Annotated in this window: 19 protein-coding genes; 9 read left to right on the plus strand and 10 right to left on the minus strand. The window is 48.5% G+C overall.

The genetic code is table 11. From position 1 onward, the window contains the following. Positions 1-7: 7 nt before the first annotated feature. The 3 genes from KD909_RS10765 to KD909_RS10775 all read right to left on the minus strand — a co-directional run bounded on the left by KD909_RS10765 (position 8) and on the right by KD909_RS10775 (position 4,682). Entirely contained in the window at positions 8-394 is a 387-nt protein-coding gene (locus tag KD909_RS10765; protein ID WP_211781557.1) for a DUF6241 domain-containing protein, read from the minus strand. A 139-nt stretch (positions 395-533) separates the two neighbouring features. Further along, on the minus strand, positions 534-1,808 hold the full coding sequence (gene odhB / locus KD909_RS10770; RefSeq protein WP_211781558.1) for a 2-oxoglutarate dehydrogenase complex dihydrolipoyllysine-residue succinyltransferase: 1,275 nt from the start codon (positions 1,806-1,808) through the stop codon (positions 534-536). Between the two features lie 18 nt (positions 1,809-1,826). After that, positions 1,827-4,682: a 2-oxoglutarate dehydrogenase E1 component gene (locus KD909_RS10775; protein WP_211781559.1), complete on the minus strand. Its 2,856-nt coding sequence runs from the start codon at positions 4,680-4,682 to the stop codon at positions 1,827-1,829. Positions 4,683-5,019: 337 nt separating this feature from the next. Here KD909_RS10775 and KD909_RS10780 point away from each other — a divergent pair, with 337 nt between their 5' ends. From KD909_RS10780 to KD909_RS10795, 4 genes are all read left to right on the plus strand, one after another. Then, positions 5,020-5,952, plus strand: a complete 933-nt coding sequence (locus KD909_RS10780) for an ABC transporter ATP-binding protein (RefSeq protein ID WP_211781560.1) — start codon at positions 5,020-5,022, stop codon at positions 5,950-5,952. After that, positions 5,930-6,667 (plus strand): DUF2705 family protein, encoded by a 738-nt coding sequence (locus tag KD909_RS10785; protein WP_031421269.1) that lies wholly within the window; start codon positions 5,930-5,932, stop codon positions 6,665-6,667. Before KD909_RS10780 ends, KD909_RS10785 begins: the two co-directional genes overlap by 23 nt. Positions 6,668-6,732: 65 nt before the next feature. Beyond that, positions 6,733-7,281, plus strand: coding sequence for a cysteine hydrolase family protein (locus KD909_RS10790; protein WP_211781561.1), 549 nt, complete (start codon positions 6,733-6,735; stop codon positions 7,279-7,281). Positions 7,282-7,381: 100 nt separating this feature from the next. Then, a complete protein-coding gene (locus tag KD909_RS10795; protein WP_211781562.1) occupies positions 7,382-7,582 on the plus strand; it encodes a hypothetical protein in 201 nt (66 codons plus the stop codon). 43 nt (positions 7,583-7,625) lie between these two features. Here KD909_RS10795 and KD909_RS10800 read toward each other — a convergent pair whose 3' ends face one another. Both KD909_RS10800 and KD909_RS10805 read right to left on the minus strand, forming a co-directional pair. Then, positions 7,626-8,405 carry a sulfite exporter TauE/SafE family protein gene (locus KD909_RS10800; RefSeq protein WP_015881011.1) on the minus strand — a complete coding sequence of 260 codons (780 nt, stop codon included), beginning with the start codon at positions 8,403-8,405 and terminating at the stop codon, positions 7,626-7,628. A 33-nt stretch (positions 8,406-8,438) separates the two neighbouring features. Further along, entirely contained in the window at positions 8,439-8,813 is a 375-nt protein-coding gene (locus KD909_RS10805) for a rhodanese-like domain-containing protein (RefSeq protein WP_211781563.1), read from the minus strand. Positions 8,814-8,928: 115 nt separating this feature from the next. Here KD909_RS10805 and KD909_RS10810 point away from each other — a divergent pair, with 115 nt between their 5' ends. From KD909_RS10810 to KD909_RS10820, 3 genes are all read left to right on the plus strand, one after another. After that, the gene (locus KD909_RS10810; protein WP_015881009.1) at positions 8,929-9,225 is read left to right on the plus strand and encodes a rhodanese-like domain-containing protein; all 297 of its coding nucleotides are present in this window, start codon (positions 8,929-8,931) and stop codon (positions 9,223-9,225) included. 31 nt (positions 9,226-9,256) lie between these two features. Further along, positions 9,257-10,657 carry an MBL fold metallo-hydrolase gene (locus tag KD909_RS10815; protein WP_211781564.1) on the plus strand — a complete coding sequence of 467 codons (1,401 nt, stop codon included), beginning with the start codon at positions 9,257-9,259 and terminating at the stop codon, positions 10,655-10,657. Between the two features lie 66 nt (positions 10,658-10,723). Then, on the plus strand, positions 10,724-11,845 hold the full coding sequence (locus KD909_RS10820) for a TlpA family protein disulfide reductase (RefSeq protein WP_211781565.1): 1,122 nt from the start codon (positions 10,724-10,726) through the stop codon (positions 11,843-11,845). Between the two features lie 41 nt (positions 11,846-11,886). On the opposite strand, the gene nfsA is transcribed toward KD909_RS10820, so the two are convergent. After that, positions 11,887-12,636 carry an oxygen-insensitive NADPH nitroreductase gene (gene nfsA / locus KD909_RS10825; protein WP_211781566.1) on the minus strand — a complete coding sequence of 250 codons (750 nt, stop codon included), beginning with the start codon at positions 12,634-12,636 and terminating at the stop codon, positions 11,887-11,889. A gap of 170 nt (positions 12,637-12,806) precedes the next feature. Here nfsA and KD909_RS10830 point away from each other — a divergent pair, with 170 nt between their 5' ends. Next, positions 12,807-13,700, plus strand: a complete 894-nt coding sequence (locus KD909_RS10830) for a DNA/RNA non-specific endonuclease (protein WP_211781567.1) — start codon at positions 12,807-12,809, stop codon at positions 13,698-13,700. Between the two features lie 370 nt (positions 13,701-14,070). On the opposite strand, the gene KD909_RS10835 is transcribed toward KD909_RS10830, so the two are convergent. Continuing rightward, positions 14,071-15,540: a catalase gene (locus KD909_RS10835; RefSeq protein ID WP_031421259.1), complete on the minus strand. Its 1,470-nt coding sequence runs from the start codon at positions 15,538-15,540 to the stop codon at positions 14,071-14,073. 83 nt (positions 15,541-15,623) lie between these two features. Further along, positions 15,624-16,220, minus strand: a complete 597-nt coding sequence (locus tag KD909_RS10840) for a DUF2238 domain-containing protein (RefSeq protein WP_211781568.1) — start codon at positions 16,218-16,220, stop codon at positions 15,624-15,626. Positions 16,221-16,373: 153 nt separating this feature from the next. On the opposite strand from KD909_RS10840, the gene KD909_RS10845 reads away from it, so the two are divergent. Beyond that, positions 16,374-16,787, plus strand: coding sequence for a VOC family protein (locus KD909_RS10845; RefSeq protein ID WP_211781569.1), 414 nt, complete (start codon positions 16,374-16,376; stop codon positions 16,785-16,787). 38 nt (positions 16,788-16,825) lie between these two features. On the opposite strand, the gene KD909_RS10850 is transcribed toward KD909_RS10845, so the two are convergent. Next, positions 16,826-17,551 (minus strand): class I SAM-dependent DNA methyltransferase, encoded by a 726-nt coding sequence (locus KD909_RS10850; RefSeq protein WP_211781570.1) that lies wholly within the window; start codon positions 17,549-17,551, stop codon positions 16,826-16,828. Then, positions 17,551-17,898 carry a ribosome silencing factor gene (gene rsfS / locus KD909_RS10855; RefSeq protein WP_015881000.1) on the minus strand — a complete coding sequence of 116 codons (348 nt, stop codon included), beginning with the start codon at positions 17,896-17,898 and terminating at the stop codon, positions 17,551-17,553. The genes KD909_RS10850 and rsfS overlap by 1 nt, the downstream gene beginning before the upstream one ends. Positions 17,899-17,907 lie beyond the last annotated feature (9 nt).

Raw genomic sequence — 17,907 nt, forward strand, 5'->3', positions numbered from 1 at the left:
CTTTTGCTTATTCTTCCGTATTCGTATTCACGTCTTCCTTCTGCTCTTCCTCTTCTAGCATCGGTTCTAAGTCCAGCGTATACACGTATTCTCCCCCGAAGTTATTCAAGATGAACAACTCTTCTTCCGCACGTGTCGCCAGTCCGTTCGAGAATCCGACGGCAGCATACATCTCATCTAACAAAACGTCCTGCTCTTTATCAATCTCATTAAAGATGGCTTGTTCCCAGCGTTCAATGATACCACCGAGTTGAAGATAGTCATCGTTTTTGATTTTATTCTTGTCACGCAACAACTCCAAATAGTCACGAACCTCTTTCAGATTGTCATGCGTCATCGGGATGGCACCCGCTTTTTCTGTCGCCAAGATTTTTTGATGGATCATCAAATGCATTGCATCGACGAGATTCTCTTTTCTCGTTGATTTCCATCATATATATTTTTACTCAACAAAAAACCTATAATAAGGGTATTTCTAAAACCTGACGTAAAAAAGCACCCGCCCCTAAAATAGGAGCGAGTACTTCCTCTTCTTACGCTTCGAACAATAATTGTTCTGGATCTTCAATCATGTCTTTAATGTGCTTGAGGAATGTCACAGCCTCACGACCATCTACGATTCGGTGATCATACGAGAGTGCCACATACATCATTGGACGGTTCTCCATTGTATCCGCATCGATTGCGACTGGACGGAGTTGAATCGAGTGCATCCCAAGGATAGCGACTTGCGGTCCGTTCAAGATTGGTGTTGAGAGGAGTGAACCGAACACGCCACCGTTTGTGATCGTGAACGTACCACCTGTCAAATCACTCAACCCGAGCTTGTTGTTACGCGCTTTGTCCGCGAGGTGAAGGATATCTTTCTCGATCTCCCCGAAGTTTTTGCGGTCCGCTTCACGGACGACCGGAACGACGAGACCATCTGGAGCCGAAACGGCAATCCCGATATCATAATATTTCTTCAAGACGATTTCGTTGCCTTGGATTTCAGCGTTCAAGTAAGGCATCCGCTTGAGAGCCGCCACTGCTGCTTTCGTGAAGAATGACATGAAGCCGAGTTTGACATCGTTATCTTTTACGAATTTCTCTTGGCGACGTTTACGAAGTGCCATGACCGCAGACATGTCGATTTCATTGAACGTCGTGAGCATCGCTGCTGTCTGTTGCACTTCGACGAGACGGTTCGCGATCGTCTGACGGCGACGTGTCATTTTGATGCGCTCTTCTTCTTTTCCATTTGCAGCCGGTTGTGGTGCCGGAGCTGCTGCCGCTGGCTTCTGCTCTTTCACAGCCGGTTTCTCTTCATGTCTCGATACATCATGGACGTTGATGCGCCCGATTGGATCATTCGTTTGAACGGCTGAGAGATCAATGCCTTTCTCACGAGCGAGTTTACGTGCAGCCGGTGTCGCGATTGGTCCTTTACCAGGGCTCGCAACGTGCTCTTCACGTTTCTCAACTTTCTTGCCTTCCTCGACAGACTCCGTCTTTTTCTCAGTCGGTGCTTCTGTCTTCGTTTCAGTCGCGTTTTCCGTCTTCGTCTTCGTCGCGACAGCCGTACCACCACCTGAACCTGAACCGAGACGTGCGATGACTTCACCGACTTGAACCGTGTCCCCTTCTCCGGCAAGTTGTTCTTCTAACACACCCGCTTCGTCAGCCGGGACTTCGATATTGACTTTATCTGTCTCGAGCTCGACGATGGCTTCCCCTTTTTCGACTTGGTCGCCTGGCTGTTTGAGCCATGTCGCGACCGTTCCTTCCGTAATGGACTCTGCTAACTCCGGTACTTTGATTTCGATCACAATGAGTTCCCCCTTAACTTATTTACGATCTTTTTGATATGTGCTCGTGCCTGCACCGCTCGAGACGACGTCACGAGAGAGTGCTTCACGGATGATGCGTGCTTGTTCTTGTTTATGAGCTGTCGGATTCCCTTCAGCCGGACTCGAACGACGGCGGCGGCCGATATAACGGACATCGAGTCGGTTCGTTGTGACCGCTTCTAAACGAGGCTCGATATATGTCCAAGCCCCCATGTTTTTCGGTTCTTCTTGAACCCAGACGATTTCACGCGCGTTCGGATAACGGCTGATGACATCACGAATCTCACGAACCGGGAACGGGTAAATTTCTTCGACACGGACGATATGCAAGAAGTCGAGTGACTCTTCTGACTTACCGACCGCTTCCGCGAGGTCGATTGCCATTTTCCCTGTACAGAAAACAAGACGTTCGACTTTCTCTGTGTTCTCCCCGAGACCTGGCTGTTCGACGATCGGCTTGAAGCTCTCTTCCGTGAACGCCTCGACTGGTGACGTGGCGAGCGGATGACGAAGCAGACTCTTCGGTGTCATGATGATCATCGGACGAATCTCTTCTTTCCCGAGCATCTCTGCTTGACGACGAAGAATATGGAAATACTGTGCCGCAGACGAAAGGTTTGCGACTGTCCAGTTTTTCTCCCCGGCAAGTGTCAAGTAACGTTCCATACGTGCACTCGAGTGCTCCGGCCCTTGTCCTTCGTAACCGTGCGGCAAGAGCATGACGAGGCCTGATTTTTGACCCCATTTCGCGCGTCCCGCCGAGATGAACTGGTCGAACATGACTTGTGCCGAGTTCGCGAAGTCACCGTATTGTGCTTCCCACAAGACGAGTGTATCTTGTGCGAATACGTTGTAGCCATATTCAAATCCAAGTACCGAACCTTCTGAGAGCGGGCTGTTATAGACCGAGAACGATGCTTTCGCCGTCGACAACTCATGGAGTGGCGAGAATTTCTTACCTGACTCGACATCGTTCAACATGATGTTCCGTTGGGCGAACGTTCCGCGCTCTGAATCTTGACCGCTCAAGCGGACCGGCGTACCATCTGAAAGAATTGACGCGAAGGCGAGCGTCTCCGCATGACCCCAGTCAATTTTCCCACCTTCGCTGAACGCGTCACGGCGACGGTCGAGTACTTTTTGAAGCTTATGGAAGACACCAAAGCCTTCCGGCCAGTTCAATAACTCTTCATTCAATTGCGTGAGGAATTCTCGTTCGACGCTCGTGTCGACTTTCGGGAATCCTTTATGGACCGCATCCGGTAACACGATGTCTGCATCCTCTTCTTCAGAAGGAACAAGATCACGTGCCGCCTTCAAGGCCTGTTCGATTTTTTGTTCGATTTGCGCCTTCTCATCTTTCGTCATGACGCCTTCTTCCTCAAGTCGTGCGGCATAGACGTGACGGACAGACTGGTGTCCTTTGATGGCTTTGTAAAGGACCGGGTTCGTGTTCATCGGTTCGTCCATTTCATTGTGACCGTAACGACGGTACCCGATCAAGTCGACCAAGATATCTTTATGGAACTTGGCACGATACTCACTGATCAACTTCGCGACGGCAACACATGCCTCCGGATCATCCGCATTCACATGGAAGACCGGAATCTCGTAGCCTTTGGCGATATCACTTGCGTAACGCGTCGACCGTGAATCGTTCGGGTCCGTTGTGAAACCGATTGTGTTGTTGGCGATGACGTGAACTGTCCCACCTGTACGGTAACCCGTCAAGTTCGTCATGTTGAGTGTCTCCGCGACGATGCCTTGTCCTGGGAAGGCCGCATCTCCGTGGATCAAGATTGAGGCTGCCAAATCGTCGTGCTGTACAGCCGATCCTTTTTCAGAACGGTCATCTTGTGCGGCACGCGTGTATCCTTCGACGACCGACCCGACGAACTCGAGGTGACTCGGGTTGTTCGCCAAGTTGAGACGGACTTCTTTTTGCTGATCGACCACTTTCCGGTCAAGACCGAGGTGATATTTCACATCGCCTGACCAACCGAAGTTGATGCCGATTGACCCTTCAGATGGAATCAATTCTTTGTTCGGTGCGTGTTGGAACTCCGCAAAAATCATTTCGTATGGTTTGCCGAGAACATGGGCAAGTACGTTCAAACGTCCACGGTGGGCCATCCCGATGTTGATATGTTCCGAACCACTCGAAATGAGGCCTCCGACCATCGCATCGAGAAGTGGCACCATCGCATCCAATCCTTCGATCGAGAAGCGTTTTTGTCCGACGTATGTTTTATGAAGGAATGATTCAAACAGTTCTGTTTCAGCCAAACGTTTGAATAACTCAATTTTTTCTTCTTTCGAGAAGGTTTGCTGTAACGCCCCTTGTTCGACTTGACGACGAATCCACTTCTTCTCTTCCATGTCATCTAAATGACGGAGTTCGATGGCGACCGTTCCTGTATACACGTCAAGCAAGTGACGGAATAGTTCTAAGGCGCTCGCGTTTGGTTTTGGTGCATCGTCTGATAAAAGGCGGGCCGGAATTTGTTTTAAGTCTTCTTCTGTCAAATCATAACGTGACAGTTCGAATAGTTCCTGCTCGCGCGGGTGATCTTTTAGTGGATAAATATCAGCTGCTTTATGACCGAAAGCGCGGATATCGTTGATGAGCCGCGTCGCCGAGACGACCTTCTCTAAATCAAACGATGGACCCGAGACCGGCACTTCTGTCGGTGACGACGTTTCCGGTGCCCCAAATTCGTCAAAATATCGACGCGTTTCTTCATCGACCGATGATGGGTCTTCCAAATATTGTTCATACAGTTCAATGATGTAGCCTAAGTTAGGACCATAAAATGCTTGCGATTTCTCGTGAACATTCGACGACTCTCCCATTGAATAAATCCCCCTTATCCATTCCTAAACGTCCAATCTGTGAACGCTTTCATTTTAACATGTAGCCCGAAGCAGTTCACCTTTCTCCTACCCTGGTGAACAAAACCAAATCTTGCCTCTTACGCTCAACTTCATACTACACCTTTCGTCGCAGAAAGACCCTTACAAATTCACAATTCGTCCATACTATTTCAATAAGTTTTGCTTATCGATAAATTGTGTCTTGATATATTTGTTTCAACAATTTCAAAAAAAGATGAAACCTTATTTCAAACAGCCCCGTAATAGGGAGTGTAGGCATTACACTATTACTCTTAACAGAAAGCTAGGTGACCACATGTTATCCGTACAAAATATCCATAAAAAGATGGGGAAAGCAACGGTATTGACAAATGTCAGCTTTGACGTCGTTCCAGGAGAAATTTTCGGATTCCTCGGACCGAACGGCGCCGGGAAGACGACAACCATTCGAATCATCACAGGCCTCATGCCTGCGACGCACGGGACCGTGACAGTCGATGGGTATGACGTGGCGAACAACCGCCAAGAAGCGCTCAGCCGAATCGGGGCCATCGTCGAGAATCCTGCATTCTATCCGTACATGACGGGCCGGGAAAACTTGATTCATGCGATGAACTTGATTCCGAACTTGAAAAAAGTCGACTTGAATGCACTCGGTGCCCTCGTCGGACTCGACGGAAAGCTCGATATGAAAGTCAAACAGTACTCACTCGGGATGAAACAGCGCCTCGGGATTGCCCGTGCCTTGTTGCATAACCCAAAAGTGCTCATCTTAGATGAGCCGACGAACGGTCTTGACCCAGCCGGGATCGCCGACCTTCGGAATTACTTACGCCATCTTGCGGACCACCGCGGAATCGCCATCCTTATCTCGAGCCATTTATTGAGCGAGATGGAATTGATCACCGACCGTTTCGCAATCATTGACCAAGGACAAATCAAGTCAGTGGAAGACGGACAGACGAAGGCTGACAGCGTCATCCTCTGTAAAGTTGCCAAGGAGCAGATGAACGAGGCACTTGACGTCGCAGCACTCGCCTTCGATGATGTGAAAATCGTCCAGCAGTCTGCCGAGTCGTTTATCGTACCGCGTCAAGAGACAGACATTCCGGTCTTACTGAAACAATTAATCGAGCGCGATATCGCCGTCTATCAGATTGGTATGAAACATGAGTCGCTCGAAGAACAATTCTTAAAATTGACGAAAAAAGAAGGAGGTACGAACAATGCGTTCATTACTCAGCAATGAATGGATGAAATGGCGTCGGACGATTAAGCCTTACGTCGCCTTAGGCGTGTATACGGCAATCATCCTCATCGTATACGCTGTATTAGCCAGTGGTGAAGGGACACCAGAAGCGGCATCGTTCTTTGAATTTTCAACGATGGGTGCCATCGCTTTCTTGAGTATCTTTACGATTGTCTTTACGGCAGAGATGGTCGGGAACGAATTGAAATTTGATACGTTGAAACACCTGTTGATGAGCCCGTACTCTCGCGACCGCATCTTATTGTCGAAGCTCGTCATGGCCGTCCTCGTCATGTTGCTTCAATTCATTTTCATCTTAGTCGTCGCGTTCGGGTTCTCACTCACGTTAGATGGCTCTGTCACATGGGATGTCGTCCGTCCGATCCTCATCAGTGTGAGCGGACCAATCTTCATCATCTTCTTGACGCTCATGTTCTCGGTCGTCTTCAAGTCGGTCGGCGTCGTCATCGGTTTCACGGTACTCGCGAACTTCGCCTCAAGTATCATCGGCGGCCTTCTCGTTGCTTGGAAACCTGAGCTTGCGAAATGGATTGTCTTCTTGCATACAGACCTTTCCATCTATGACGTTAACCCAGAGTTTATGAAAGCAATGGACGCTACGATGGGCTTCTCGATTTTCTATGTCGCCCTTCATATCATCGCCTTCTATCTCATCACGGCATTTATGTTCCGCAGTAAAACGTTCGCGGAATAAGCATACTTCAAATGAAAAAGTGGTACCTCTTTGCTATAGGAGTTTTATAGTAAGGAGGTATTTCTATGTCTAAGACGGCATTACTCATTATTGATTTGTTCAATGATTTTGATTTTGAAGGTGGCGACATGCTACGTAAACATACGGAAGCGATTGTTGAACCCATTCTCGAGCTTAAAAAGCATTTTAAAGAGTTGGACTTGCCCGTCATTTATTGTAATGATAACTTCGGACAATGGAAAGATAGCACGGAAGACATCATTGAGTATGTAAAAGCTTCTAAGGGTGAACGTATTGCCTCGCAAATCGAACCGGAAGATGAAGAGTATTTTATTATAAAACCAAGGCACTCCACTTTCTTTGGAACTCAGTTAGATATTTTACTTCGTCAGTTAAACGTGACGAAATTGATTTTAACCGGAGTCGCGACGGATATTTGTATCCTCTTTTCTGCCAATGATGCATATATGCGTGACTATGATATATATGTACCTCGTGATTGTGTGGCGGCAGAAACATCAAAACGTCACGAAAGTGCCTTGACGATTATCGATGAAGCACTGGGAATTGAAATATCTCCTGTGTCTGAATATATGAGTCACATTCAAAAGTGATTTATAATAATCATCGCGGTCACAAAATCCCAACATTTAGAACGTTTTCAAGCTCTTCTTTTAAGCTATTCTTAAGTTATAACGGTCAGTAAAGGGTGTGATGTTTTTGTACCTAACAATCGGATTAGCCTTGCTCGTTTGTTTGATTGCTCTCATATTCACCATCATGGTCGGGCTCGGGAAAGACCGCTCCTCGTACAGTCAAAAGAAGAGTTGGTCGATGGTATCTTGGCTCTACATCATCTTGCTCCCTGTCTCGTTCATCGGACTCGGACTCCTCTACTATTTCATTACGAAATAACGCAAAAATCACGACGCCAGAATATTCCGGCGTCGTGATTTTTTTAGGCGATTAAGTCGCTCCAGATTTTGATGGTACTCGCCAAGATGAGTAACGCCAAAATCCATTGCAGGGCTTTCGTATTCATGTTCTTACCGACATTCGCCCCAATCGGTGCGGCAATCAGACTCGCGATAATCATAATGACGGCCGGACCCCAAACGATTTGATCGGTGATAATCTTACCGAACGTCGACCCAATCGACGAGATGAAGGTGATGGCAAGTGAACTCGCGATCGCCATCTTCGTCGGGATGCGTAAGACGACGAGCATGATTGGCATGAGAATGAACGCTCCCGCTGCCCCGACAATCCCTGCCGCAATTCCCACGACGAATGCTGAACTTGCGGCAATCACTTTGTTGAACTGCACTTGATCAAGTGGCATGTCGTCTACTTGCGGCTTCGGCAAGAACATCATGATTGTCGCAATCGTTGCGAGTACGGCATATACGACATTGATCATCGTCTCCGATAAAATCGTCGATCCGTATCCACCGATGAAGCTACCAATTAATACCGACACCCCCATATAAAGAATCAACTGCTTGTTTAAGTATCCACCTTTACGATAGGCATAAATCCCACCGATTGTCGCAAAGAACACTTGAATGGCACTAATTCCGGATACTTCGTGCGCGCTAAAAGCGGCAAACCCTAGAATCGGTGGAATGTATAACAACATCGGATACTTGATGATTGATCCACCAATCCCGACCATCCCAGAAATGAACGACCCGATAAATCCAATTAGAAAGATTGTAATGATAAACCCGAACTCCATATAGACTCCTCCATTTGCTTTCGTCTTCTCTACTTATTCAATCGATTGCCAAGCTATCATCCCGCCTGATACGTCATAGATTTCCGTATAGCCGGCATCCTGTAATTGACTAGCCGCCTGGGCACTTCGGTTACCGCTCCGACAGATTACATAGATTGGTTCGTCTTTCGGATAAGGCAGTTGATTTGCATCTAATGAAGAAAGTGGTGCGTTCACCGCCCCTTCGATATGCCCCCCCTCGTATTCAGACGATTCTCGTACGTCTAGGAGCGTTATTTCCTCGTTTTCCAATTTTTTTTGTAGAGTTTTAACGTCAATTTTCTTAATTCCATCCTTTCCTGATGTGATTACAAAGATAAAAATCGCTATTAAAGCCAAAACTCCGACAAATAAGGAAATTCTCTTCATGTTTTCCCCTCCAATTCTTTTCACTTGCGCTCATTATACCTCAGGGGGTATATTAAAGCCAACGAAACATTCTCGTTGCCAAAAACCTTAACCATGAAAAGGAGATCACAGACTCATGAAGACGATTACGACTACTGAATTAGAAGCGTTACTTCAAGCTGACGACTCACTCAACCTCATCGATGTGCGAGAGGTGGATGAATATGCTGGAGGTCACATCAAACAAGCGAAAAACGTACCACTTTCTGAATTCGGGGCAAAAGTCGATGAGCTCGATCGCTCTAAACCGATTCACGTCATTTGCGCAGCCGGTGGACGCAGCATGAACGCATCTGCTTATCTTGACTCACTCGGATTCGACGTCACGAACGTCGACGGTGGGATGATGAGCTGGCAAGGCGAAGTCGAATAAACGATTACTTTACTCATAGGGGGAAATTTATATGCTATTACGTTATTTTTATGATGAGAAACTAGCACAAGCTTCATATATGGTCGGTTGCCAAATGACGGGAGAAGCGATCGTCATCGATCCGGCCCGTAACATCGAGCCTTATCTTCAAGAAGCGAAAAAAGAAGGCATGAACATCGTCGCAACGGCAGAGACGCATATCCATGCGGACTTTGTGTCCGGTTCACTCGAACTCGCGAAGCGCACAGGTTCGAAAGCCTATCTATCAGACGAAGGTGATGCTTCTTGGAAGTATGCATTCGCGAAAGAAATCGACGCACAACTCGTCAAAGAAGGCGACACGTTCAAGATCGGAAACGTGACACTCGAAGTCATGCACACACCTGGTCACACACCGGAACATATTTCGTTCCTTCTTTATGACCGCAACCAGACACAACCGATGGGGATCTTCACAGGAGACTTCGTCTTCGTCGGAGATATCGGTCGACCTGACCTTCTCGAAGAAGCAGCCGGTGTGAAAGGAACGACGGCAATCGGTGCGGAACAAATGTTTGATTCACTCAAAAAATTCATGGCACTTCCTGACTTCGTTCAAGTCTGGCCAGGACACGGCGCCGGTAGTGCTTGCGGGAAAGCACTCGGTGCGATCCCAACATCGACGGTCGGTTACGAGAAAGCGACGAACTGGGCGCTTCAAATGACGGACAAAGATGCCTTCATCAAAGAATTGACGACGGATCAACCAGAACCGCCGAACTACTTCGCCATGATGAAGAAAGTAAACAAAGAAGGCATTCAAGAGACGACGGACATCGCTCGTCCTGAAGTCGTCGGGTCGGACCGGCTCGATACACTCGTCGAAGAGACACAAGTCGTCGATACACGTAAAGGGGAAGATTTCGCAAATGGTCACGTACCAGGGACAATCAACATCCCTTACAACAACAAGTTCGTCTCTTGGGCAGGCTGGCTCGTCAACTTCGATAAAGACATCACGATTATCGCAAGTGCAGAAAACGTCGATCAAGTACAAACGGACCTCCAATCAATCGGTCTCGACCGTCTTCGCTTCATCGTCCCAGTCGAAGAACTCGATGCATCACTTTTGACGGAAACGTATACGGACGTGACGGCAGAAGAAGCGATTGAAGCTGCTGAAAAAGGTGACGTGTTCGTCCTCGACGTTCGAAACGCGACAGAATGGAACGCGAGCCATTACGAAAAGGCAGAACGTATCTTGCTCGGTAAGCTCGCACGTGACCACGAAGGTCTTCCGACAGACCAAACGATTGCGGTGCATTGTGCGTCAGGCGTCCGTTCACGCATGGCGGCAAGTATCCTTCAATCGCTCGGCTACAAAGATATCCACAATATCCTCGGTGGCTACGGCGCGATGAAGACTGTCTTGAACGCTCAACAAATCAAGTAATGCTATACTGACTATGAATATGGCGCCCGCTTCGAGAGGGGCGCCTTTTGTTTAGGAGGGAAAGACGTGGTCGCCATCGGTCCACTCAACATTCGTTTCGATTTACTCATCTTTTTACTAAGCCTTACCGTCCTTTACGGCATCTTCCGCTTTCTCGGGTTGTCGAGTAAACAGCGTGAAGCCGTCATCGGGACATGGTTCTATGGTTTTCTTGCCTGGAAAGGAAGTGCCATCGTCATCGGTCTGTTGACGACACGTGACCTATCGCTCGCTCTTTACGCCACAGGAGGCGTATGGTCTCAATGGATTGCAACTGCTGTCGTCCTTTGGTTCGTCTATCGACTCGACCGGAACCTTTTAGGGTATTGGGTGCTGAGCGGACTCCTCATTTGGTTCGGGATGACACTCGCGGTTCCAGTATACGGGACGATTTTGAACCTTTCCGACCAGCCGATTCATCTATGGAGCGCCATGCTCATTTTTCTGCTACTCGGAACGACGTGGCGCTGGATGCATGAACCGACTCGTGGAAAAATTCTTTGGACAGTATGCGGTGCATCCGGCATCTGGCTATTTAAGTCATATGCGGTCGGACAGATTCAATGGTGGATGATTGTCATCGCCCTCGTCCTCTTCGGATTGACGGTCTATCTCGCCCGCCCTTCAAAGAAAGTGATTCAAATTAGTGTCGGAGTCCTGGTCGTTCTCGCGGTCGTGAATGCTGTCCTGCCAGAGAAAGCGACACAATCTGTCACGACAGAGACGGCGTCGACCGGTTTGAACATCGGGCAAATTCCCCCTTCGTTCGAATTACAGCGAACCGATGGGAGTACATTCGACTTAACTTCACTACGCGGTCAGCGCGTCGTCGTCAACTTTTGGGCGTCCTGGTGCCCGCCTTGTCGGGCGGAGATGCCGGATATGGCGGCGTTCGCGAAAGAGCGAGATGACGTGACCATCGTCGCCGTCAACACGACGACGAGTGAACGCGCCCCCGCCGATGCCGTCTCGTTCGTCGAACCGTATGAAGACGCATTTACCGTCGTCTATGACCGTGACGGCCAAGTCGGAGATGCGTATCGGATTCAAGCGATGCCGACGACGTATGTGCTCGATGAATCGGGTGTGATCATCGCGAAACAATTCGGTGCTATCGATAAGAATTGGCTCGACGCTCAAGTAAATTGAACATGACAAAACCGCCGACAAAAATTTGTCGGCGGTTTAACTTATTGCTTCAAATAGCCTTGTGCTTTCAAAAAGTCTTTGACGTCAAGACGTGTCGATTTCGACAACATGCGCCCCATTTGACCAGTCCACGTATCTTTACGCGGGTTCGAGCCACGGACCATATAGTAATCGTGGATTAACGCGTCATAATCCGAAAGTGACTGTTTCATCCGTTCTGGATTCGCTTCATACGTATTTTCATGGTAGACATGATGGAATGGGAGTCTTGGCTTTTGATCTTCGACTGTAGCCGGTACACCGACGGCCATCCCGAAGAGCGGAATGACCCGTTCCGGTAATGCGAGCACTTCTTTCACCGCAAAGAGGTCGTTCCGAATGCCACCGATATAACAAATTCCGAGCCCCATCGACTCTGCCGCTATGGCCGCATTTTGAGAGGCAAGTGCAGCGTCGATCACCGCGACAAGCAACTTCTCATCAGTCTCAAGTGTTGAGGACACTTCTGTTTCTTGCAGTTCACCAATCACTTCATGTCGGTGCAAATCCGCACAAAAGACGAAGAAGTGACCGTTCTCGACGACATAGGACTGGTTGCCCGCAATCTCGGCAAGTCGTTTCTTTTTCGCATCATCGGTCACCCCGATGATGGAGTAGGCTTGGATAAAGCTCGACGTCGAAGCCCGTTGTGCGCTCTCGACGATGGTTTGGATCTGTTTGTCTGTCAATTTCTCGTCCATAAAATCGCGGACGGAACGGTGGTTCAATAAGGTCTCAATCACTTCGTTCATACGTTCTTCCCCCTTTTTTTCAATCTTGGCATAAGCTCTCTGAATCCACAAATGAGAGGAATCCATCGAGCACATTTTGAGGGAGGACGCTCACATCTCGTCTTCTTATGCTATCATTATAAGCTACATAGTAAATACGATAGTGTAACTTCGAATAAGGAGCGATATAGATGAAAAGAATACCATTTTACATCCCATTCCTACTTGGGGTGCTATTCCTCTCAGGCTGCACGGATGCCGACGTGAGTGTCTCGACGTCGACGTCAACCGAAGAAACAGTGGAAAAGGAACCTTTACAAGAGGAACAAACCACCGAGATCCCTGAATCTGAAGGCGATCTTTTTGAAGGCTATACGAAGATCGAGGTCGATGGCGGCGATCAGTCCGGCTCACGTGAAGCGAATGTCGTCGTCGATATCGGCTTCGGCGATCGTGAGTATTGGGCGTTCACGAACGAACATGGTCAACTGGTTCGTGTGATTGCCGACGAAATCACACTTCAAGACGATGAAACCGAAGACGTTAATTCTTCAGGACGCTATTATGCAGACGAGGCAAAAGTTCCGGGTGTCGAAGACCCGAACCTCGACGAAGGCCATATCATCGCCGATTCACTTGGCGGTGTCTCGAACGCCTATAACATCACGCCACAAAACAGCGCACTCAACCGTTACGGCGACCAGGCATTCATGGAAGATGTCATCCGGAAGGCTGGCGGGGCGAAAGACTTCGAAGCCATCATCACCTATCCGAACACGACGACTCAGATTCCTTCCCGCTACCAATACACGTATACCGTACGGGGCAATACGGTCACCGATACGTATGATAACGTGGATCCGGAGGAAGTGAACGAATCGCTCGGATTGACGGATGATTCCCCTCCTGCAGTGACGACGGAACCAGTCGAGGAACGGGAATTATCCGATATCGACCTTGACGGAAACGGACAAGTGACAATAAAAGAAGCAAAGAACGCCGGGTTCGAGATGCCGATCACGCGTGACCATTGGCTGTATCAATACATGGACGACCGAGACGGTGACGGGCTGGTCGGGGAATAACTATTAGGAGAGATGATATGCATAAAGTTGGATTTATAGGTGTTTTCTTTACTTTGTTCTCGCTTTTTTTGATAGAGATTATATCGTATAGCAACGGTATAACAGAAGCTCCAAATCCTTTACTAGAACGTACACTTGTTTATATTGTTCTAATGGGACTTCTATCTGGTGTCTTGATTCTCATTGACTCTATTATTTATTTTAAAAGACGCTAAATACAAATAAGTGTAGCTCATGGCTAGTCATTTGGCTGAATGTGTTTATGGTAACTGCATTCTACAGATGATTGTCGCCATGGGCTTTTTTGTGTTCACTTTGATGTTTCCTTTCATCATACAAAAAACCGCGGTGTAAGACCGCGGTTACGTGTTTAGTTCGACATTTGATTCAAGAATGGTGCGAGATCGACGTTCAACTCTTTCGAGAGACGCTCTCCGAGTTCACGGTCCGCACGATAGAAGTTGCAGATCAAGAGGAGAACGGTCTTCTCGTGACGAACTTCTTTGATATGCGCCACGAGGTTACGAACGAGTGCATCCTTCTCTTCCTGAGAGTAGCGACGATATACCTCTCCGGCTTGTCCGAAGTCGTTCGTCTTCTCAATCTTCTGACGACCCGTCACGCCTGTGATCGGTTGCGGCGTCTCGATATAGTCCGCATTCGGCTTCGGTGCGTCTTCGTAACGGTTCGGCTCGTAGTTGACCGGGCTCGTCTGTTGCTTGAACGGCATCGCCCCGTCACGCTGGTTGTTCGCGACTTGAGCGAACGGGCAGTTGATCGGGAGTTGGAGATAGTTCGGTCCGATGCGGTAACGTTGCGTATCCGAATACGAGAAGAGTCGTCCTTGGAGCATCTTGTCTTCTGACGGCTGGATCCCTGGTACGAGGACGCCTGGGTTGAAACCGACAGACTCAGTCTCGGCGAAGAAGTTATCGACATTTTTGTTGAGGGTCATCGTTCCAACCAATTGATACGGGATGACATCTTCGAACCAATCTTTCGTCGCATCGAGCGGGTCGAAGTCAAAGTTGTCCATGTCCGCTGGGTCGAGAATCTGTACATAAAGATCCCATTCCGGATAGTCTCCATTTTCAATGGCGTTGAACAGATCACGTGTCGCATGGTTGAAGTCTTCTGCTTGGATTTTCGCCGCTTCTTCCATCGACAAGTTTTGAATCCCTTGCTTCGGTACCCAGCGCATCTTTATGTACACCGTGTTGCCGAATTCATTCACCCACTTGAAGGAATGGACGGATGACCCTCGCATGTGGCGATACGATGCTGGGATTCCCTCGTCACTGAAGAGATGCACGAGCATGTTCGTTGATTCCGGTGTGAGCGACATGAAGTCGAAGAAGCGGTCCGGGTCTTGAAGATTCGTTTGTGGGTCCGGCTTGAGCGAGTGAATCACGTCCGGGAATTTAATCGCGTCACGGATGAAGAAGACCGGTAAGTTGTTTCCGACGAAATCATAGTTCCCTTCTTCCGTGTAAAACTTGACGGCGAAACCGCGTGGGTCACGAAGTGTCTCCGGTGAACCTAATCCGTGGATGACGGTCGAGAAACGTGCAAATACAGGCGTCTCTTGCCCTTCTTCTTGCAAGAATGCGGCTTTCGTATAGCGTTTCATACTATTTTTTACAGTGAAGACACCATGCGCCCCTGCGCCTCTCGCGTGAACGACACGTTCTGGTACTCGTTCACGATCGAAATGCGCTAATTTCTCAATTAGTTGGTAGTCTTCGAGAAGCGTCGGGCCCCGACGACCCGCAGTGATGGAGTTGGCGTTATCCCCGATTGGTACGCCTTGGTTAGTAGTTAGTTGACGGTGTTGATCCATATGATTGCCTCCCATTATTTATAATCATTACAATATTGATATTAATCAAAGATTAGAATTATTACAAATAAAAAGCTCGTGAATCACGAACTTTTTTTCATATGTCTCTGTTGTTTGGATTTTTCACGTTGATGGAGCGTCACGACGAAAAATGCTGCCAAGACACCACCCAGTGACCCCGCGATGATGTCGACCATCGTATCGTCATTCCCGTTCCCTTGCATCGTCGTGTTCAGGACGACGTCAGATGTGAATTCATACATCTCCCAAAGCGCCGCCCCGGCCATAGAAAAGACGGCAATGTATACGAACAAAAATCGTTTCGGGATCTCGGTCCGAATGTCATCATCGAGCCTACTGAAGAAGTCGAATCCAAGGAATGCGAGAAAGATTCCGCTTAAGAGATGAAGGAACGTGTCCCACCAACCATTCCCGTATAGTCCGACAATCGATCCTAAATACTGTGAGGCAAACAGGAACAAGATATACGCCACCTTCATCTTGCCGTCGAGTTCCGTTTTAAACGTCTTTTCAATAATGAACGGGATGAGCCCGGAAATGATTCCCGCCCCCGCCACACTCGCATCGAACCACGATTCTTCAATGATTGATGTGACGAGTATGATCGCCATGAACAAGACGAATCCAAATTCAAGGATACGTCCTTTCGTGAGCTTCATGATGCTTCGCCTTCTTTCTAGTTTGTTCTCTATATGCTCTATTCCCAACTCTCAATCGCGTTCAACCTATACGATGTAATTTATTTGGACACATTTGCATTTTACGAACATACGTTCTATAATGAATATTATGAATTCGAGGAGGAACTTGCTATGCCAATCAATCCGTATCTCAACTTTAATGGGAATTGTCGAGACGCCGTAACCTTTTATGCCGATGTGTTCAACCACGCCGCTCCAGACATTATGACGTTCGGTGATCAACCTGGTCCAGAAGGTCAACCGGTGCCGAGTGAAATGGCCGATCTCGTGTTGCATACCCGACTCTCGGTTCACGGCTCATCGCTCATGTTTTCTGATGCGATGCCTGACGGACCGGTCACATTCGGGGACAACGTCACGCTCGCTGTCGTCACAGACGACCTCGAGGCCATCCATCGTGAGTTCGAGGCGCTCTCTGTGAACGGACGTGTCTTGATGCCGCTTCAAGAGACGTTTTGGAGCAAGGCGTACGGCATGCTCGAAGACCAGTTCGGCGTCCAGTGGCAGTTCAGCCACGAAGCATAACGACAAAAATCCCCGATTCGTCAGAATCGGGGATTTGCTTATTTTTGGGCAACGAAGAAGATGCGCTCGGCATCCGCTCCTGGTGCATGTTCGGTGAAATCAGAGGTGACCGATTTGACATGGAAACCGGCACCAATCAACCATTGCATGTACTGCCCTGGTTCATACGTCCGTTGTTCATGTGTCTCCTCAATTCGTTCATACGTCCCGTCTTCAAGCGCGACGAAGAACGTTAAGTCATGAACGACCGACAGCGGGGCTTCCCCCGGGTCGGCAAACCAAATATATGAGCAATCTTCTCCGTTTGATGCGTACGTCTTTTGGTTGAAAAGCGTCTGCATCTTATTCGGAGCATGGACATCAAAGATGAACAGGCCGCCTGGTTTGAGTTGATTGTAGACAGATTCAAATGTATCGATCACATCCGCCTCATCTCGCAGGTAGCAGAGTGAGTCACAGAGAATCGTCACCGCATCGACCGGTTCCGGTAACTCCAACTCACGCATATCCTGTTCCCAAAGCGGCAACTCGATTTCGGCCTCGAGCGCCTTTTCTTGTGCGACTTCGAGCATCGACTCCGATAAGTCGATTCCCATGACGTCGTAATGTTCAGCGAGGCGAATCGTGGCCGACCCGGTCCCGCACCCGACATCCGCGAGTGTCGCGCCATCTTGGACGTAACGACGCACGAAAGCGACCCACTCATCATACGGCGCGTCTTTCATCAACTCGTCGTATACATAGGCGAATCCTTCGTAAGCCATTAGCCGACTTCCACTTCGACGTGTGGCGCGTCAGCCCACAATTTCTCTAGGTTGTAGTAATCACGGTCGTCACGATGGAAGATGTGGACGACGACGTTCTCGAGGTCAGCGAGGACCCAACGTGCCGTGTCCATTCCTTCGAACTTGTGGAGTGGTAAGCCGTTTTCGCCAGCAACGTCTTTGATTTCACGTGCGATCGCTTCGACTTGTTTCTCCGAGTTCCCGTGACAGATAACGAAGTAATCCGCGATTGGCGAAATTCCTTCCATGTCGAGTACGACGATTTCCTCGGCACGTTTATCGTCTGCCGCTTTTACAATCAATTCTAATTCTTCTCTTGCAGTCATATTGACCCT

Source organism: Exiguobacterium sp. PFWT01, from assembly GCF_018255795.1.
Taxonomy (GTDB): domain Bacteria; phylum Bacillota; class Bacilli; order Exiguobacteriales; family Exiguobacteriaceae; genus Exiguobacterium.

What these genes read in the sequence shown, in the direction of transcription:
- KD909_RS10795 (WP_211781562.1), top strand. Translation starts at nt 7,382, where the DNA reads ATGTTTTTGTACCTAACAATCGGATTAGCCTTGCTCGTTTGTTTGATT.
- KD909_RS10765 (WP_211781557.1), bottom strand. Translation starts at nt 394, where the DNA reads ATGCATTTGATGATCCATCAAAAAATCTTGGCGACAGAAAAAGCGGGT.
- KD909_RS10790 (WP_211781561.1), top strand. Translation starts at nt 6,733, where the DNA reads ATGTCTAAGACGGCATTACTCATTATTGATTTGTTCAATGATTTTGAT.
- KD909_RS10850 (WP_211781570.1), bottom strand. Translation starts at nt 17,551, where the DNA reads ATGGCTTACGAAGGATTCGCCTATGTATACGACGAGTTGATGAAAGAC.
- KD909_RS10785 (WP_031421269.1), top strand. Translation starts at nt 5,930, where the DNA reads ATGCGTTCATTACTCAGCAATGAATGGATGAAATGGCGTCGGACGATT.
- KD909_RS10810 (WP_015881009.1), top strand. Translation starts at nt 8,929, where the DNA reads ATGAAGACGATTACGACTACTGAATTAGAAGCGTTACTTCAAGCTGAC.
- KD909_RS10805 (WP_211781563.1), bottom strand. Translation starts at nt 8,813, where the DNA reads ATGAAGAGAATTTCCTTATTTGTCGGAGTTTTGGCTTTAATAGCGATT.
- KD909_RS10780 (WP_211781560.1), top strand. Translation starts at nt 5,020, where the DNA reads ATGTTATCCGTACAAAATATCCATAAAAAGATGGGGAAAGCAACGGTA.
- KD909_RS10835 (WP_031421259.1), bottom strand. Translation starts at nt 15,540, where the DNA reads ATGGATCAACACCGTCAACTAACTACTAACCAAGGCGTACCAATCGGG.
- KD909_RS10815 (WP_211781564.1), top strand. Translation starts at nt 9,257, where the DNA reads ATGCTATTACGTTATTTTTATGATGAGAAACTAGCACAAGCTTCATAT.
- KD909_RS10845 (WP_211781569.1), top strand. Translation starts at nt 16,374, where the DNA reads ATGCCAATCAATCCGTATCTCAACTTTAATGGGAATTGTCGAGACGCC.
- nfsA (WP_211781566.1), bottom strand. Translation starts at nt 12,636, where the DNA reads ATGAACGAAGTGATTGAGACCTTATTGAACCACCGTTCCGTCCGCGAT.
- KD909_RS10830 (WP_211781567.1), top strand. Translation starts at nt 12,807, where the DNA reads ATGAAAAGAATACCATTTTACATCCCATTCCTACTTGGGGTGCTATTC.
- rsfS (WP_015881000.1), bottom strand. Translation starts at nt 17,898, where the DNA reads ATGACTGCAAGAGAAGAATTAGAATTGATTGTAAAAGCGGCAGACGAT.
- KD909_RS10775 (WP_211781559.1), bottom strand. Translation starts at nt 4,682, where the DNA reads ATGGGAGAGTCGTCGAATGTTCACGAGAAATCGCAAGCATTTTATGGT.
- KD909_RS10840 (WP_211781568.1), bottom strand. Translation starts at nt 16,220, where the DNA reads ATGAAGCTCACGAAAGGACGTATCCTTGAATTTGGATTCGTCTTGTTC.
- KD909_RS10800 (WP_015881011.1), bottom strand. Translation starts at nt 8,405, where the DNA reads ATGGAGTTCGGGTTTATCATTACAATCTTTCTAATTGGATTTATCGGG.